Genomic DNA, 19,246 nt, shown 5'->3' with positions numbered 1-19,246 from the left:
CTATTGACCATCTTGGCCATCACAACAACATCGAGCTAGGGCGCCCCCTCCTGCCAGCCAGGGGTCCCCCGCATCATCTCTCGTCGAGGTCCCCGCCTATTATAGGGTTATGGTCTTTCGTCGTTCGATCGGGTTGCTCCTGTGGATACTGGCGCTCACCGGCTGCGTCACGAATCCCTATACGGGGCGCTGGCAGCTGCTCATGGTTCCCCAATCGTATGAAGCGCAGCTCGGCGCGCAGGCCTATCGAGACGTGCTGCGGGATCCACAAATCCGGCTCTCGCATGATCGGGACGAGGTCGAGCCAGTGAAACGGGCGGCGGCGAGGATCATCGACGCGGCCAAACGGTCGAAGTACAGTGAGGCGGCAAAGGAATTTCAGTGGGACGTGAGCGTCATCAAGAACGATCGGACGCAAAACGCCTTCGCCCTGCCCGGCGGCAAGATCGCCGTCTATACCGGCATCTTTCCCATGGCCGGCAACGAATCGGGCCTGGCCGCGATCATGGGGCATGAAGTCGTCCACGCGCTGGCGCGACACGGAGCCGAGCGGATGAGTCAGGGCGTGCTGGCGCAGGCGGGATTGATCGGCGCGTCGGTCGCCATGCAGACGCAAGGGTTCAGCCCTCTGACCAGTCAAGCCGCGATGTCCGCCTTGGGCCTCGGCACCCAGGTCGGCATTCTTTTGCCCTACAGTCGGGCCCACGAATCGGAAGCCGACTACATCGGGCTGCTGCTCGCCGCCGAGGCCGGCTACGATCCCCGGGAAGCGGTCCGCGTGTGGGAACGGATGAAAGCGGCCTCCGGTGGGCGGCAACCCCCGGAATTCCTCTCCACGCATCCGGGCCACGACACCAGGATCGCACGCCTGACCGAGCACCTGCCTGAAGCCTTGGCGCTGTACGAACAGGCCGACAAAGCGCCGGTGGCGCAGCTTCCCTCGATCGGCGGCCCTAGCCCGACCGCTTCTTCGATGCTGCCATGAATCACTCCTCGACGAGCCGGGGGCCGTCCGCTGGGCCGCCTCCACCGCCGGCTCAGCGGAGGCCGATCACCGACAAGCCGACCCCGCCGCACGCCGGCCGGTCTTCGCTCACGCTGGCCGGCGCATCGATCACCGGGTTGTTTCTGCTCGCTCTTTTGCATAGCCTGCACGCCGCCCGGGCGCTCTTCCTGCCGATCACGCTGGCGCTCTTGCTGTACCTCCTGTTGACTCCTGTCGTCCGCTTGCTCACCCGGCTGCGTCTGCCCGAGCCGGCCGGCGCCGGGCTTGTCCTGTTGCTCTTCTCGATCGTGGTCGCCGCCGGCCTGTACTCCCTGGCCGATCCGGCGCGCGAATGGATGGACAAAATCCCCTCGGCGCTGGAGACGTTGGACGCCAAACTGCGGCCCTTGAAGCAATCGGCCAAGCAGATGAGCCAAGCGAAGACGGCCGTGGAGCAGATCGCGCAAGGCCCGGCTGCCGACGCCGCACCGGAGGTGGCGGTGAAGACCGATTGGCAAATTCCAGTCCTGGGGTGGACGGCGGCGGTCGCGGCCGAGATCGGCGCCGCGCTGGTGCTGCTCTACTTCCTGCTCTGCTCGGGCGACTTCTTCACGCACAAACTGTTGATCGTCCTCCCGACCGAGGAAGACCGACGCCGGGTGGGGGAAACCATCCGCGGCATCGAACGCCAGCTCTCGCGCTTTCTCTTCAACTCTCTGCTTCAAAACGCCGGCGCGGCGGGGCTCTTCGCGCTGGCGCTCTGGACGATCGGCCTGCCGAATCCCGCCCTTTGGGGAGCCGCCACGCTCCTGCTCCAATTCATTCCCTATCTCGGGACCATCTTCGTCGTCGGAGTGGTCACCCTCGCGGCCCTGCTGTCCTTCCAGGACCTCTGGTGGATCGCCTTTCCCGGCGCCTTCTACCTCGCGCTCATGTGGATCAAAGGCATGTTCGTCACCCCCACGTTTTTGGGTCAGCGGCTCGCGCTCAATCCGGTCGCCGTGCTGATCAGCCTCCTGTTGTGGGGCTGGGTGTGGGGCATTGCCGGCGTCTTCCTGGCGGTGCCGCTCTTCGCAAGTCTGAAGATTGTCTGCGACCACATTCCACGCTTACAATCCCTCGGCCAGTTCCTGGGTCGCTGAGGCCGCGATGAGAGGGCGCGCTGAAGCCGGAGAGGAAGCCCTGCCTGCATGAGCCGGTTACTGATCTGCTCGTTCACCGTCCTCTTGTCGGTCGGGCTTCCGCTCCTCGGCGTCGCGCTCGCCGGCAAACCGATCGGCGGCTATCTGGAATTTCCACCGAAGATCCCCTTCGTCGAGCACGCGGCGTTTTCCTGGCCGGTCTTTGCCGGCCTGGCGCTCCTCATCCTCGCGTCCCTCGCGCCCTTTCTGCTCCGGATCCTGTTCTGTACCCTGCCTTCCACCCTCTCCGCTCGTGGGAGAGGGAAGGGTGAGGGGGAGAGAAGAGGTGAGGGGGTTCAGGGCGAGGAGCGGATGGGTGAAGGCCGCGGCTTTCCCTGGTGGGGCTGCCTCGGAATCGCGTGGACGATGGCGGCCTGGGTGCTGGCCTGGACCCGATGGGAATGGATGGAGCCCTTCCAAACCTGGACGTTCACCCCTTTATGGATCGGCTACATTGTCGTCGTCAACGCGTGGACCGTCAGGCGCGGCGGCGCAAGCCTCATGATCGAAGAGCCGACCGCCTTTGCCGCCTTGTTTCCCGCCAGCGCGGCCTTCTGGTGGCTCTTCGAATACCTGAACCGGTTCGTGCAGAACTGGTATTACAGCGGCGTCGCGGAATTGAGCGCCCTCGACTATGTGGTGCAGGCGTCGATTCCCTTTTCAACGGTGCTTCCCGCGTTCGTCAGCACCTATCAGCTGCTCGCGACTATGCCGAGCCTGTCGTGCGGGCTGGATTTTGGACCGGCGCTTCGTGTCCGGTCGCCGCGCGTCTGGGCCTTCACCGCCCTGCTCCTCGCCGGCGGCGGCTTGCTGGGGCTCGGCCTCCGGCCGAATGTCTTGTTCCCCTTGGTGTGGACGGCGCCGCTCGGCCTGCTCGTGAGTCTTCAGGTGCTGGCGGGACAGCGGACGATATTCGAACCGCTCCGGCACGGCGATTGGCGGTCGCTGTGGACGGCCGCCCTCGCCGCGCTCGTCTGCGGCCTCTTCTGGGAGCTGTGGAACTGGCGCAGCCTCGCCCATTGGAGCTATGCCATTCCCTACGTCGATCGCTTCCCTCTGTTCGCGATGCCGCTCCTCGGCTACGCCGGCTACCTCCCGTTCGGCCTCGAATGCCTGGCCATCGCCGATCTGGTGCTCGCTGATCTGATGCAAGGCCGCTGGCCGCCACACCGTACCACGTGTGCCACTGAGATGCGCGACTAATTCAACGTCGTCAGCGTCCCGGTCGCACGGGCGAGATTGACCCGGGCGGCATTGAGCTGAAAGAGGGCGCTCACCAACCCTTCCCTCGCTCTCGCCACGGCGAACAGGCCGTTCGTCAATTCGAAATGACTGGCGGCCGTCATCACGGCATAGCGTTCACGGGCCAGTTCCAATTCTCTCGTCGCCGCCTGCAGACCATGCCGGGCGACACTCAGCTGTTCCTTGGCCGCCACCATGGCCGCAAGCGCATCGTGCACGTCCATCTTCACCTGGTTGAGGACCGAGCGCATCCGTAACGCTTCCTGCCGTAATTGACTGCGCGCCTCGGCCACGCGCCCTTCCCGCTGCGCCCCGTCAAAGATCGGAATCTGCAGCAGCACGGCTCCCGTAAACGTGTCCAACGTATTGCTCCAGCGGTTGCCGATCAATCCATAGTCCCCTTGCGCCACCAACGAAGGAAGCCGCTCTCCGGTGATCGACGAATAGGTCAATTCGGCGGCCTTTATCCTGGTGTATTGAGCCTGCACTTCCGGCCGCCTCGCCAGCGCCTCTTCCACCGCTGGAGGCGACGAGAGATCCGCGGTATCGGTCTGAAACTCGTCGGCGAACACGATCGCAATATCGAAAGGCAGGTTGAGGAGATTCAGGATGCCCAGCTTGGCATGCTGGATGTCGTAGCGGGCCGCCGCAGCCAGTTGCCGTTCCCCGGCCAACTGGGCTTCGAGCCTCGCGATATCGAGTCCGGTCGCCACGCCGCCTTTCTGCCGTTGCCGCACGATCGCCAGCAACTCGCTCATCACCTGCTGATTGGATTCGTGCATCTTCACCATGCCGATGGCCTTCAACCCCTCCATATAGAGCAAACCGACACTCGCCATGGTGTCATACATGCGGGCATCCGACTCGAACTCCGCGATGTGCAGCTGCTCGCGCGACGCGCGCCAACGCCTAATGAGGCTCACGCTGATGAGGTTTTGAGACGCGTACAGGCGCGCATCGAAAATGCTGAAGGGATCGGTGCGTACCGGAGCCAGTCCGATCGTACCGAGGAACAATGTCTGCCTGCTTTGCTTCACGGTGGAGGATAAGTTCGGCAACATCGCACCGAACTGCGTCAGCACCTGGCCCTCCGCGGCCTTGATCCGTTCCCTGTAGAGCTGGACGTCGGGATTGTTGTCCGCCGCGGCGGCGAGAGCGCCCCGCAACGTCAACGTCAGCGCGGGCATGGGTACCGGCGCGGAAGGGGCCGGCTCGGCGGCGGCCGGCCCGGATGATCCGGCGCAGAGTGCCAGGAGTCCGATCGCACCCGCGCACAACCGTGACCCTATTGCGGGAGCGATGGTCATGAGCAGAGACGGCTCAGCGCTCACGCAGGCTTTCTTTGACCGACTTGAGCAGCGGGCTGAGGAGGTATTCGATCACCCGCCGCTGGCCCGTCTTGATTTCCACGGTCACCGCCATGCCCGGCGAGAGATTCACCTGCTTGCCTTCGACCTGGATAGTGGAAGGCTCCATGCTGACTCTCGTCGGATACACGAGCCCGACTTTTTCGATCGGCGCCGCGTCGTCGGACACCGTCAGGACATGCCCGGGAATGGTGCCGTAGAGTGTAAATGGAAAGGTCTCGACTTTGACTTCGACCGGCTGCCCTTCCTTCACAAATCCCACGTCCTTGTTTTCGACCTGGGCCTCGACTTCCACCGGATGGTCCTGCGGGACGACGATCAAGAGTTGCTGCGCCGGCGTGACAACGCCGCCGACCGTATGGACGGCGAGTTGTTGGACAACTCCGTCGATCGGCGCAAGCAGCCGCTGCAACTCAGCCTTTTGGCCGGCCTTCGTCACCTCCTGCACGAGTGAGACAGTCTTCGTTTCGACCGCGGACAGCTCAGCCTGTTTCGTCTGCTGGAATTCGGACAGCATGGCGCGGTAATTGTTTTCTGCCTCGGCCAACGCGGCCCGATCCTGCGTCAGTTTCTTGCGTTGACCGGCCAATTCCTGCTGCTTGTCGATGCGCTGTCCCTCCGCCTGCAAAAAGTCCATCTTGGTGACCGCGTCATGCTCCAAAAGCGTCTTGTAGGCGTCGGCGCGCTCCGCTTCCATCGGGACGGTGGTTTCCAGCCGCACGATATTTTCCCGCGTCTGCTCCACGGCGGCTGCGCGCTGCTCGATGAGATGTCGTGCGGCGGCTACCTTCGCCCGATATTCCGCCAGTTGATCCCGCAAGAGCTGCTGCTGGAGCACCACGTAGTGAGCCTCGGCATCAGGGGGAGCATCGAAGGTATCGTGGCTGGCGATGAGCGCCCGCAACCGCGCCGCCTCCACTTGGGCGGCATGGAATTCGTTGGCGGCTCGATCGTAATCCGCCCGATTCAGCGTGGGGTCCAGCTCGATCAGTACGTCGCCTTTCTTGACGACCTGTCCATCCTGTACGTAAATCGCCGCGATGACGCCGGACTCATAGGGCTGAATCACTTTGGAATAGCCGCTGGGAATGATCTTGCCTTGCGCCGTCGCCACGATATCGATCCAGCCTAAGGTGGCCCAGAGGACGCCGGTCGTGAACACCAGCACGAGCGTCCAGAGGATCGCGCGCCCGATCGGCGAGGGCGGCGCTTCTTGGATTTCCAGCACCGCCGGCAGGAATTCATGGGGGTCTGACCCTCTTCCCCGCGCTTCAGAGGGGTCTGGCCCTCTTCTTCGCGCTTCGCGTAGGGCCTGATCCCTTCTGTCAATCATGCGCGGCTCACCGTACCGACTTGATGTTGATACAACCGCGCGTACCATCCGTTCCTCTGGACCAATTCGTCATGCGGCCCCTCTTCGACGATCTCGCCTTTCTCGACGACGTAAATCCGTTGCGCCCACCTCACAGTACTGAGCCGATGGGCGATGATGACGACCGTGCGGCCCTTGCAGATCTGCGCCATGTTCTGCTGGATGATCGCTTCGGATTCGTAGTCAAGCGCGCTGGTGGCTTCATCGAAAATGAGAATTCTGGGATTCGCCACCAGCGCCCGCGCGATGGCGATCCGCTGGCGCTGCCCGCCGGAAAGCGAACAGCCGTGCTCGCCGACGATCGTATCGTAGCCTTCAGGCAATTCGAGGATGAACTCGTGCGCCCCGGCCAGCTTCGCCGCCTGCATCACCGACTCCATCGCCAAACCCGGATCAATCAACGCAATGTTGTCGCGGACCGAGCGATTGAACAGGAAATTCTCCTGGAGCACGACACCCACTTGGCGCCGCAGCCAGGCCGGATCGACTTGGGCCAGATCCACGCCGTCTACCAAAACGCGCCCGCGCTCCGGCACATACAGCCGCTGAATCAACTTCGCGATGGTGCTTTTCCCGGACCCCGACCGGCCCACGACGCCGATGACCTGGCCGGCCGCCACGCTGAAGGATACCTTTCGCAGCACGTCGGCGCCGTCGGGCCGATAGCGGAACGAGACTTCATCGAACGTCACGGCTCCCTTCACGTGCGGCAACGTCGTGCGGCCGGGATTGTACGACGGCTCCGGCTGCGTATTGAGCACGTCGCCCAGCCGCTGGACCGAGACGCCGACCTGTTGAAACTCCTGCCAGAGATTCACCATCCGCAGCAGCGGACCCGTCACCTGCGCCGACAGCATATTGAACGCGATGAACTGCCCGATGGACAGTTCGCCTTCGATCACACGATAGGCGCCGACCCAGAGCACCGCGACCACCGTCACTTTCTGAATGCACGCCGCCGTCTGCCCGGCGACGGTCATGACACTCGTCGCCCGAAAGCTCGCCCGCACGTAGCCGGCCAATTGCTCTTCCCATAGGCGAATCAGCGGCGGCTCTACGGCCAACGCCTTCACCGTTTGAATCCCACCGATCGCTTCGACTAGGAACGACTGGTTGTCCGCGCCACGGTTGAATTTTTCATGGAGGCGCGCCCGGATCGCCGGCGTAATGGCGATCGACAGCAGCGCGTACAACGGCAGCGACGCCATCACGACGATCGTCAGCAGCGGGCTGTAGAACCACATGACCGCGAGGAAGACGACGATGAACAACGCGTCGAGCACCACCGTGATGGAATGGCTCGTAATGAACTGCCGGATCTGCTCCAACTCACGGACGCGCGCCACCGTATCGCCGACGCGCCGCGTTTCGAAGTAGGCCAAGGGCAACGCCAAAATGTGGCGGAACAATTGCGCGCCGAGCGCCACGTCGATGCGGTTGGTCGTATGCGACAAGAGATAAGTGCGCAGGCCACCTAAGACAGCGTCGAAGAGCGCCAGCGCGATCATGCCGACCGCCAGGACGTGCAGAGTAGTGAATCCCTTGTGGACCAGCACCTTGTCGATCACGACCTGCGTGAAGAGCGGCGTCAGCAGCGCGAAGAGCTGCAGAAAGAAGGACGCCAACAGGACTTCGCCGAAGAACTTCTTGTACTTGACGATGGCGGGAATAAACCAGGTGAGATCGAATTTCAGATCGTGCAGACGGAGATTGGCCCGCTTGGTGAAGAGCAGCACTGCGCCGCTCCAAACGGATTCGAACTGTACACGCGAAAGGATGAGCGGGCGCCCTTCGACGGGATCCTGAACGAGAACCTTATCGGCCTCCCGCTTAGCGAGGACGACATAGCGGCCGTCCGTGCATTTCGCCATCGCTGGGAGCGGGAACTTTGCCAGTTGCTCCCAGGTCGTCGTCCGCCGGCCGGCTTTGAGCCCCAGATGCTTGGCGGCACGCAGAAGATCGGTATCCGACAGCACCTTGCCGAATTGGGAAAATTGATGGCGCAGCTGCGCCGCATCGGCCGGCAGATCGTGAAACCGGGCGAGGATGAGAAGACAAATGAGACCGGTGTCGGGCGGCGGCGGACCGCCAGTGGCGGCGGGCTCCGATGGGGAACTGGTTGGATCTGCCACTCGATGCACACCTCAGAACTGATGAATCAGTTCCTAACTGTACGGGTGGCGAATGTATAGAGCCATTCGGCGCCTGTCAAGGGGATTTCCTGGGGGACTGCCGCGCTTCTGCGCGCCTCGCGTCGCGGCTCTCCTCGTCCTGGCGAGGGGGGACAGTCACCCTTCCGATTGGTGACTGCCCCCCAGAGGAAGCGGGACAGGCACCGGCTGTGCCGGAGCCAGTCCCTTTTAGTGCCAACTGGCCGCGAGCACAGCCTGCACGTCTTGCGGCCGTTGCTCGATCCCTTGCTCCCAGGTCAGCCCGGTCTGTTGGCTGAAGGACGCCATGGCTTGAATGAGCTGATCGACCTGGCTATTCAGCAGCAGTTCGCCGTTGCCGGCCAGCAAGGTTTCGACCTGCCGCGCCTCGCCAAGATACCAGTTCTCGATGACTACCTGGTCGCTGCTGCCGTAAATCGCCAGCCGCAGACTATCAGCCTGCCGGCTGATGACGAGATCCAGCGGATTGATGGTGCTCCCGAAGAGGAGTCGATCGCTGTTGCCGACGGTGGCATCGTTTTCAGAAATGGCGTCTGCACCGTCGCCGCGTGAGAAGCTATACTGGTCATTGCCCAGACCGCCCGCGAGATAGTCATTGCCAAGACCGCCGGTGAGGGTATCGTTCCCACCGTCGCCGGACAGAACGTCATTCCCTTCCTCGCCGTTGAGCACATCGTCGCCGTCACCACCATAGAGATAGTCCTGACCGCTGCCGGCAGATAGCGTATCGGCTCCCCCTTCGCCCGACAGGGAGTCGTCCCCGTCCCCGCCGCTGACCAGATCGGTGCCCGCACCGGCATAGAAGGCATCATTCCCTGCTCCACCATTCAGAATATCGTCGCCCTCGCCACCGTTAAGGCTATCGTTCCCGAGCCCACCGGCCAGCGTATCGTTACCGGCTTGCCCGATCAGCACGTCATTCCCATCTCCGCCGGTGAGTTGGTCGTTGCCCTCGCCGCCATAGAACGTGACGTTGCTCAGGCTGCCCGCGGCGGTGAATACATCGCTCCCGCTGCTCCCGACGGCCAATTCCACTTGAGCCGCCGCCGCATCCAGTGTGGCCGCTTCCAGACCGACGACGGTCACGCTGTCGTAGCCCACCCCGCCGTTCACAATGGTATCGGCTGCATCGATATACAGGCTGTCGTCGCCGTCGCCGCCGTTCAATTGATCGGCGCCAGTGCCGCCATTGAGCACGTCATTGCCGGCCCCGCCGTTGAGCACATCATTGCCCGTCTCGCCGACGAGGACATCGTTGCCAGCCTCGCCGTCGAGGGCATCGTCCCCCTGACCGCCATAGAGATAGTCACTTCCGTTGCCTGCGAAGACGGTGTCGACGCCGTCTTCCCCGTTCAGAACATCGTCGCCCTCACCGCCGGTGAGGAGATCATTGCCCGCCCCGCCATAGAACGTGTCATTGCCGGCCTCGCCATAGAGCGCATCATCCCCGTCGCTCCCGCTGATCACATCGTTGCCCAGCCCGCCGAATACCGTATCGTTCCCGCCTTGCCCGGCGAGGCCGTCGTTGCCGTCTCCGCCGGTGATCTGATCATTTCCGTCACCGCCGTACAGCGTCCTGCCGGCCGCACTGCCTGCGGCGGTCAATACGTCATTTCCGCTGTTGCCTTGGACAAATTCTACTTGGCCTGCGGTCGCGTCGAGTGTGACGGCGTCCGGGGTGAGCACGGTGACGCTATCGTAACCGGCGCCGCCGTTGACGATCGTATCGGCTCCATCGATATAGAGGACATCGTCACCCTCGCCGCCAGAGAGCTGGTCGGCGCCTGCGCCGCCGTTCAAAACATCGTTGCCAGCGCCGCCCTGAACTACATCCACGCCCGCCTCGCCCACGACGACATCGTTGCCGTCCTGTCCATCGAGGACATCATCGCCGTCGCCGCCATAGAGGTAGTCGCCGCCAGTACCGCCCAAGATGGTATCAGCGCCGGCCTCTCCAGAAACCGAGTCGTCGCCATCGCCGCCGCTGATCTGATCGTTGCCTAGTCCACCGTAGAAGCTGTCATTACCCGCTTCCCCAGAGAGCACATCGTCCCCGTCGCCGCCGCCCAGCACGTCGTTGCCCAGCCCGCCGGTCAGCGTGTCGTTGCCGGCATTGCCCGCCAGCGAATCGTTGCCGTCGTCGCCGTTCACGACATCGTCGCCGTCTCCGCCATAGAGATAGTCCGTCCCGCCTCCACCTGAGATGGTGTCCACCCCTTCGTCACCGGTCACCACATCGTCGCCCTCGCCGGCCAAGACCAGATCGTCGCCGCCGTTGGCGTAGACGGTATCGTTGCCGGCTCCGGCGTCGATCCCGTCAGCGCCGGCCGTCCCGACCAGGACATCATTATTCTCAGTTCCCCACATGGTGATAGTGGGTCCAAGCAGGCTCGCGAGGCTGACCTCGCTCCCGTCGGCAAAGGCTAAGGTTTCAACCACCAGCGAGCCGTTGGCGCCGGTGGGATCGAAGTTGGTCAGTACAAGCCGATCGGTTCCACTGCTGGCGACTTGGATAGTGAGCATCCGTGCGACGTCATCATGCGTGACGGTCAGACCGTTGCGGCTGATCCCGGCACCGAACTGAATCCGGTTGCCTTCACCAACCGCCGCGGTATCCTCGATCGTGTCGATGCCGTCGCCGAGGTTGAAGACATAGATATCATGCCCCGTACCCCCGCGCAGCGTGTCGTTGCCGAGTCGGCCAACGAGGGTATCGCGGCCTGCGAGGCCGGAAAGAATATTCGCATCCTCAAAGCCGATCAGAACGTTGTCCAGTTCATTGCCTGTTCCATTGAGCGGCGGCGGAGGAACGATGTTGCCTTCCTCGTCGAAGACGGTCGGCGGTGAACCGAGCACAAGGTTCTCAATATGCTCGCCCAAAACATAGGAAACCGTGCTCCTGACCGTATCGGTCCCTTCGTTCTCAAATTCCACCACGGTCTGCTGCTGGCTATGTACGATATACGTGTCGTTGCCGGTCCCACCGATGAAGAGGTCGTCAGCTCTACGCGGCACACGTTCCTGGCTATCCAGCGTGTTATCGAGAAACACCGATCCGCCGGTGAACGAGAAATTCCCGGCGTCTTCCATCAGCACGTCGTCGCCCGCGCCGCCGATGAGAATGTCGCTACCGGTCCCTGTGAGATAGGGGGGTCCCTCCAGCTCCAGAAAGATTCCGCCGACCAATACGTCATTCCCCGCTCCACCATCCAGAATATTGTCTCCCGTGTTCCCAATGATGAGATTATCCAACTCGTTGCCGGTTCCTCGCCCAGCGTTTGGGATAACCGAGCTGTTGCTCTCGGCAAGGATTAGATTTTCGACTTGTGCGTCCAATGTATAGCTAAAAAAGCTTTGCACCGTATCAATCCCTCCGCCTGGCGCTTCGATGGCTGCGTACGCTCCAGGGATGCCCGAGCTTCCAAAGAGGTAGGTGTCGTCACCGCCAAGCCCAGCCACAGTCGCCGGGAAGGCGGATTCCAACACATCGGGGCCGGAGGCCACCGGTGCAACCGGCGCCCACATGAGGTCCCATCGAGTCCCATCGCCGAACAAAACGGCAGCCTGGGGCGTCGTCTCACTCCCGATGCCGACATATGAAACATTGACGGTCAGTCGGTCGCCGGTTGTGGGAATCGTCAGATCGATAAGATTGGTTCCGGTCGCTCGTTGCACCGATCGTGTCAGCATCACGTCGTTTGGTGAGACATCCGGTGCTATTTGGATGAGGTCGAGATCGCCGGCGTTCGTATCAAGCGTCAAGGAGTCGAGACCCGCTCCTCTGCCAAACAGGATCGTATCCTGCCCGGTTCCGACGAAGAGCGTATCGTTGCCTGCTCCCCCGTCAAACACATTCGTCCCTCGAAGGTCCACCAGCACGTCATCGCCGGCTCCTCCCACCAGCGTGTCGTTGCCGATCACCTGCGGCCCGAACGCTGATTGACTGGTGGCATCTCCGTAGATCCAATCGTTCCCCAGCCCACCGGTGAGCACATCGTTCCCGGCCTGCCCGATGAGAACATCGTGACCGGCACTCCCTGTGAGCTGGTCATCGCCGATCGTACCGGTGATCGTGCCACCCACGGTCAGTGCGCGCGCACGCAATTCGGCGTTATTCCAGACAGTGCCGTCGTTGAACCGCACTTGCTTTTGATCGTAACCGGGCGCGTCAAAGAAACTCGCGAGCGTGATCTCGTCCATGGTCCCAGCGATGGCCAGGACGAGACCATACTCCCGCCGGTACACGCCGACGTCGCTCGGATTGACATCCGGCGCCAGTTGGATCGTATCGATCTCCCCGGCCGTCCCGGAATCGAACACGATATCGCGTCCTGAGCCGCGGCCGAAGAGATAGGTGTCGGCACCGCCAAATCCCATCAGGCTGTCGTCCCCCGCGCCTCCGTCGAGCACGTTGGCCGCCTCGTTGCCTCTGAGATCGTTGTTCAGCGCGTTGCCGGTGCCATTGATCGAAGCTAGTCCGGTCAATGTGAGGTTCTCGACATTGGCACTGAGGCTGTAGCTCACGGTGCTCCGCACGCTGTCGGTGCCCTCGTTCATTTGCTCGATTACGCTGTCGCCGCCATTGTCCACGAGATAGGTATCATCGCCGGCGCCGCCGATCAGCGTATCGGCACCGAGACCGCCGTCCAAGACATTGTTCGCCCGGCCGCCAGTCAAAATGTTGGCCAGATTGTTGCCGAATCCGGCCACGGCCTTTTCGGATGCCCCATAGGGGATGAGTGAGAAGCTCGCGAAGTCTGGAATTCGAGGATCAAGAAGCGTCAGATTTTCAATATTCGCAGGCAGGCGATAGTCGTGTGCGGCGATCACGGTATCGATACCGCCGCTAGCCGTCTCAACCAGAATGTCATCGCCGTTCGGTCCGATGAGATAGGTATCGTTGCCGGCGCCGCCGGCCAGCACACTGATCGAACCGTCGGCCTGGAGCACATTATCCAGCGCGTTCCCGGTACCAACCAGCGGGGCGCTACCGACCAGCGAGAGATTTTCGACGTTGGCGCCCAGGGTCGTGTTGGCATTGGTGTGAATCGTGTCCGTTCCCTCGCTGGACGCTTCCACCACGGTATCTTCCGCGCCCGCGATATAGGTGTCGTTCCCTTGGCCGCCGGTCAGAACATTCGCGAAACTGTTGCCCGTCAAAACGTTATCCAACTCATTGCCGGTGCCGTTGATCGCCGCTGTTCCGGTGAGTGTCAGGTTCTCGACGTGAACCTCCAACGTGCAAGTGACGCTGCTCAGCACCGTATCGACTCCTTCATTCGCCAGCTCCGTCACAACATCTCCCGGGTCGTCGACTATATACGTGTCGTCCTCCGAGCCTCCCGCCAGCAGATCGGCACCTGTCCCGCCATCCAGTTGATCATTGCCCGCCAGGCCAGACAACTCATCGTTTCCCGACAGTCCCAGCAGCCGGTCATCGCTGCTCGTGCCGACGAGGACATCGTTGCCGGCCGTTCCGGCAATGGCCGGTCTCGTGAGGTTTTCAATCACCGTACGGTCCCACACGGTGCCATCGGCAAAGGCCACCTCTTCGATCTGCAGAGGAGGCGCAAGGAAGTACAACGACACGGTGAGCCGATCGGCCCCGCCGTTGAGGCTCAGAACCAAGTCATTTCCATCTCGCGTCACAACCACATCGGACGGCAACACACCGGCGGCCATGCTGATCCGATCCTGGCTGCCCTGAAATTCCACAATCGTGTCATGACCGGAGCCCGAGCCGAACACATAGGTGTCGTTGCCTTGGCCGCCGAACAGGCGATCGTCGCCGGTGCTACCGTCTAGTTGGTCGTCGCCCAAGCCGGTCTTGACGACGTCCGATCCATCGCCGGCCTGCACACGATCGGCCATAGTAGTCCCGTCAATCTGATCATCACCGTCGGTGCCGGTGAGATCGAAACCCCGTGCGAGCAGCTGTTCGTACGTCAGCGTGCTGGCGTCCGCGAAGCGGAAGGACTCGACGCCGCGAGATCCCAGCACGTTGTTGCGATCGAAGGTGTCGATCTGCACCGCATCGCCATTCGTGCCGACGTGAATCAGCAAATCTCTCAAGCTGGGATCGGATTGATCGGCAGCCAAGTCCAGACGCAGATCGGCGGAAGCGATGCCGGGCCCAAAGACGAGTTCATTCCCAGCACCGAGCGCCGCGGTATCGACGATCGTATCGATACTGTCGCCAGCGTTGAAGAAGTAGGCGTCATTCCCTGCGCCGCCCTCCAACCAGTCATTGCCAAGCCCACCGCGGAACCGGTCCACCACGGTGGTGCCGAACAGAAAGTCGTCGAACTCCGTCCCCTCGATCTCGAACCCGCGCGCGACCAGATCGGCATAGGTCAAGGTCGTGCCATCGGCGAACTCAAACAGGTCGACGGCATGGAATCCCAGCGGGTCCTCGCCGCTCGCTCCAACCATCACGCCTTCGAATGTCGCGCCGGGGCGGACCATCACCTGGCCGAAGTTCGTCGTGAGCGAGACAGTGGCCGCCGTAATGCCGGCGCCGAACAGCACACGGTTGCCTTCGCCTGCGTCGACCGTATCGCTGATGCTGTCCAGTCCGTCGCCAAGATTGAAGCGATAGGTGTCGTTGCCCGCGCCGCCGAGGAGTTGGTCGTCGCCAAGCCCGCCGGCGAGGACATCATTTCCGACTCCTCCATCGAAGCTGTCATTACCGGCTCCCCCGTTGAGGAGATCATCGCCGTCTCCCCCATGGAGCATGTCGTCCCCAATGCCACCATCCAAGGTATCGGCACCAATCTCGCCTTGAAGCCAATCCGCTCCGGCTCCTCCCAACAATCGATCATCGCCTGAACCGCCAAGCAACGTATCATCACCGACCCCGCCGACAAGCACGTCATTGTCCGCTCCGCCTTCAAGTGTGTCGGCACCATCCTCGCCGAGAAGAGTATCGGCTCCATCCAAGCCTTGAAGTGTATCGTTGCCTGCCCCACCATACATCTGCTCCCCTTGAAGCGAACCGATGAGGGTATCGTTCCCTGCGCCTCCAGAAATTCCTAGCCCGCTCGTAACCATCTGGGAGTATGTGAGTACGGTGCCATCCGAAAACTCGAATGTGTCGATGGGGTGAGAGCCTGCGAGATTGGCTGTTCCGAAGTTAATGATTTCGACCGCGTCGCTGCCGCTTCCAGTACGCACCACGAGCGAGTCATTGAATCCCACGGTTGCCACTATCGCAGTTGAGCTAATTCCTGCCCCGAACACGAGCCGGTTCCCTTCTCCGGCAGCATCGACAATGACATCAAAGCCATCACCCAATTCATAACGATAGGTATCTTGCCCGCCTCCACCGACCAGCACATCATTGCCGATTCCGCCATTTAGCAGATCATTACCTCCGGTGCCTCCGATCTGCCCATCCGCGTCGCCGACCAACGTGTCGTCGCCGGCACCTCCCTCGATCACATCATCGCCGTCATCTCCCCGCAATCCATCATTCCCATCGCCGCCGAAGAGCTCATCGTTACCTTTCTGTCCAAAGATCCGATCGTCGCCGGTATCGCCCGCTAACAAATCGTCGCCCGCATTTCCTTGCAGCTCATCATTCCCCTCGCCGCCAAACAGCGTATCGTTGTCTGCGCCGCCGAGCAGCACATCGTCACCCGCACCGCCGTCGAGTTCATCGAGCCCGTCACCGCCAAGCAGCAGATCGTTCCCGTCGTCGCCGAACATGACGTCATCGCCGGCTTCTCCATCGAATTGATCAGCACCCGCGCCGGCGATGATCTCATCGTCCCCTTCACCACCAAACCCGGTGTCGTCCCCGTCTCCGCCAATCAACGTGTCATTCCCCGCATCGGCGAACAGCACATCCGCATCGTTCCCGCCGATCAACGTATCGTCCCCACCGCGGCCGGCAACGAAATCGGCGCCGTCTCCCCCTTCGAGCCAATCATCACCTTCCTGCGATGGATCTACCCCGGAGTCGTCTCCATACAAGCGATCATCTCCATCTCCTCCGAGCAACACATCGTGTCCGGCATTCCCCTGGAGTTCGTCATTCCCGTCGCCGCCTACGAGGTAGTCATCCCCGGGCACCATCGGATATATGAGTTCAAGCCCTTGCTGTGTGTCACCGATCAACAGATCGGCGCCCGGCCCCCCATCAAGGGTATCGTCGCCGCCGTCACCGCTCAACGTATCGTTGCCTTCGCCTCCTTCGAGCACATCGTCGCCGGGCTGGAGGACCCCTGTCATCGAAACGAGTGTGGCACTGCCGTCGGGATGCTGGATGACGTAGCCATTCGTGTACGCATCGCCCCAAAGCTCATCATCCCCAGGTCCACCTATGAGACGATCATCGCCTCCTCCACCCCCGAGCACATCATTGCCCCCTTCTCCGTCCACGTAATCTCTGCCACGAAAAGTACCCCGAGGATCGGGATCGGGTCCCTCCCAAGGTTCGTCTACGATGTCGTCCACGTGGTCTCCGCGTAACCGGTCATCCCCCTCGCCTCCATACAGCACATCATGCCCGCGGGCAGCAGAGAGGATATCGTTTCCACCATTGCCATAAATCGTGTCGTCTCCAAAGGCATTAGCAAAGGCCGTGGCGAAGTCCGGCCCCGCGCCCCCTATGAGCGTTTGATGAAGAAGCCCTCCGGCTCCCATTGCCACACCCACAGTGGGATCGGTAATTGAAGACCAATCTTCCGTATACGTTTCATAGCGATTGTCTGTATTTCCCACAAACGCCTTCACCGTGATGGTGCTTTCGATCTGGGTGGTATGCGTCGCCTGACTGTTTTCGTCCATCAGCGTGGCCGATAGCGTCACCGTGGCATCACTGGAAATCTCATCACTCGCCAAGAGTGTAAAGCGAACTTGATCGGCCCCCTCGGGCACGACTAACTGAAACATGCCGTTGGCACCGATAGCTTGTGTGCCCTCCGCTGTCATCACACGCAACTGATTCACTTGTGGCCCTTGAAGCTGCAGCGAGACGCGCTGGCCGCCGGCGCCCGCTGCAAACGGCAGCGACAGCCGGAAATCCTCCCCGAGTTTTTCCTCCACCGTCGCGCTCGACGCCCCGCCCGGCACATAGCCCGGCGTCTCAAAGGGATTGCCTCCAACTCCAGTCTGAATCACCACCGTCTGGCCGGCGCGCCGAACGATGTCGCGGGCGTCTTCGACAGCCCCCCTCGCTGATGATGAGAGCCGCGGATCGTTCAACTCTGCTGCATAGGCCTGATCGATCAATTGGATGTCGGTAAAGCTCGCGAGAGTCTGCCCAAGATTGAAGGCCACATTGGCAATCTTCTGGGTAAAGTCGCTCATCGCATTCGCAAATCCAGAAGCCGTATCGGTAATAAATGCGTCCCGTTCCTGCGCGAAGAGGTTAAAGTCCGATGAATCCAGCCCTGGCGTGGCGCTGAGCGTTTCATAGAACGCCACAGCGAGACCGTTGGCCTCCACCTTGTCGGCCGGATTCGGCAATTGCTCGCGCAGGTACGCCAAAATCTCGGTACGCCACGTACTGCCCGTTGTCGTCAAGAGCCGTTGAGCCAGTTCATCGGGATTGACCTGCATGGATGCCAGTTCCTGTGCCAGCGGATCGGACGCGGATAGAGCTCCTGGTACCGATGCAAGGAAGACCCTGGCCTTCATTTCCAATTCATGCTGAGACATGTTCAGAGGGACCGTTGGCCCAGTCGTTAAATTAAAAAACTGTCTTACGGACGACAACGCCGATTGGATCGCGTCTAGTCCCGCATCCATGGCATCGAGAAGGCCGGCGGCCAGCAGGCTCACGGGTGTGATCGCCAACGTGAATGGTTTTGAGACAATCGCCAAGGGAAGCCGAGCCCCATTCCACGCGGTATAGGCGCCGTCGGATAGCTTGCCGGCCGCATGGAGATTGCTCAACACGACTTTGGCCAGCTTGTCCAGTTCCGCCGGATCCCCGAAGGTCATGCCGGCGAAGAGGCCGGCCACTAGGCGCGGCACGGATTCAAGCGGTGCGATATCTTTGCCGTTGAGAATGTTTCCCAGAAGAGCAGCCGTCTTCTGCAACGACGCCATGGGCAGATAGTATTGGCTGACCTCTGTCGGCGTCAGCGCTCGAGCCTCGTCAAACGTCACGAGCGGAGCCAGATTCGCGTAGAATCCGGTTTCAATCCGATGGCCGCCGATTAAATCGAGGAAGTATGGTTGCCCGGTCTCCGGGTTAATCTGGGTGGAGACAAAATCGAGCTGATACACCGATCCGCCCACGTGACCACCACCGAGCCGGCTCACCAGATCGCCGTCGATCACAAAATGGGCCGAGGCGCCGAGACCATTCAGAATGGATGGGTTGAATCCTGAGCTGTTGCGCTGCAAGCCCAGTTGGCCACCAAGGGCATTGAAGGTCGTAAGCGTAATGCGTGAGGCGTCGAAGGTGGTGTTGTTTTGAGTGGCGATTAGTTGCTGCGATTGTACATATTCATAAGTCGCATATTGCGCCAGCGCGCCGCCAAGACTCTGACCAGTAAAATGAATCTTGCCTGTGAATGGATTTTCATCTGGATTCCTTAACCCGCTTAGATAGCTGAAGACCAGATCTCTTCCACCGTTCTGCCACTGATTCCATCCGAGGTGTTCGACATTCGCGGCCCAATCTTGAGCGTTCACGCCGTCAGTGCCACCAAACGCAATAATCACCTCATTGGTCACATCATTTCTGAAAGCAATGTATTTGAAGCCCGTACTGTCGACTAATTCCCGTCTGTCCACACGAAACGATAGAGCCGGGATAATGTCATACTTCGGGTCCACATTATACGAGGGCGTATCGAGAAGCGGCTTCAATAAGCTTCCAATATCTACTGGAAACTGTGGTGAGAAGTACGATTCATCACTAGCTAGAAGCGTAAGCTTGGCAAGGTTATTCAATCCAGCTGGTAGCGCCATGA

7 protein-coding genes are annotated in these 19,246 nt (G+C 61.3%); 3 read left to right on the top strand and 4 right to left on the bottom strand.

Annotated features, from left to right (window positions below):
- Window positions 1-109: 109 nt before the first annotated feature.
- From NITMOv2_RS05385 to NITMOv2_RS05375, 3 genes are read left to right on the top strand one after another with little or no spacing between them, the layout of a single operon-like run.
- Complete coding sequence (locus tag NITMOv2_RS05385) at window positions 110-985, top strand: M48 family metallopeptidase (RefSeq protein ID WP_053378910.1); 876 nt, start codon at window positions 110-112, stop codon at window positions 983-985.
- Window positions 982-2,127 (top strand): AI-2E family transporter, encoded by a 1,146-nt coding sequence (locus NITMOv2_RS05380; protein ID WP_053378909.1) that lies wholly within the window; start codon window positions 982-984, stop codon window positions 2,125-2,127. The genes NITMOv2_RS05385 and NITMOv2_RS05380 overlap by 4 nt, the downstream gene beginning before the upstream one ends.
- A 48-nt stretch (window positions 2,128-2,175) precedes the next feature.
- Window positions 2,176-3,369: a hypothetical protein gene (locus NITMOv2_RS05375; RefSeq protein ID WP_053378908.1), complete on the top strand. Its 1,194-nt coding sequence runs from the start codon at window positions 2,176-2,178 to the stop codon at window positions 3,367-3,369.
- Here the strand turns inward: NITMOv2_RS05375 and NITMOv2_RS05370 are convergent.
- The 4 genes from NITMOv2_RS05370 to NITMOv2_RS23275 form a co-directional block, all read right to left on the bottom strand.
- The gene (locus tag NITMOv2_RS05370; RefSeq protein WP_053378907.1) at window positions 3,366-4,595 is read right to left on the bottom strand and encodes a TolC family protein; all 1,230 of its coding nucleotides are present in this window, start codon (window positions 4,593-4,595) and stop codon (window positions 3,366-3,368) included. The genes NITMOv2_RS05375 and NITMOv2_RS05370 overlap by 4 nt on opposite strands.
- Before the next feature lie 133 nt (window positions 4,596-4,728).
- Window positions 4,729-6,003, bottom strand: a complete 1,275-nt coding sequence (locus NITMOv2_RS05365) for an HlyD family type I secretion periplasmic adaptor subunit (RefSeq protein WP_053378906.1) — start codon at window positions 6,001-6,003, stop codon at window positions 4,729-4,731.
- A gap of 101 nt (window positions 6,004-6,104) precedes the next feature.
- Window positions 6,105-8,279 carry a type I secretion system permease/ATPase gene (locus NITMOv2_RS05360; protein ID WP_053378905.1) on the bottom strand — a complete coding sequence of 725 codons (2,175 nt, stop codon included), beginning with the start codon at window positions 8,277-8,279 and terminating at the stop codon, window positions 6,105-6,107.
- A 228-nt stretch (window positions 8,280-8,507) separates the two neighbouring features.
- Window positions 8,508-19,244: a calcium-binding protein gene (locus NITMOv2_RS23275; RefSeq protein WP_145976177.1), complete on the bottom strand. Its 10,737-nt coding sequence runs from the start codon at window positions 19,242-19,244 to the stop codon at window positions 8,508-8,510.
- Between the last annotated feature and the right edge of the window lie 2 nt (window positions 19,245-19,246).

This window comes from Nitrospira moscoviensis (assembly GCF_001273775.1).
GTDB classification, from domain to species: domain Bacteria; phylum Nitrospirota; class Nitrospiria; order Nitrospirales; family Nitrospiraceae; genus Nitrospira_D; species Nitrospira_D moscoviensis.
This window is presented reverse-complemented; position numbering and strand designations above follow the sequence as displayed.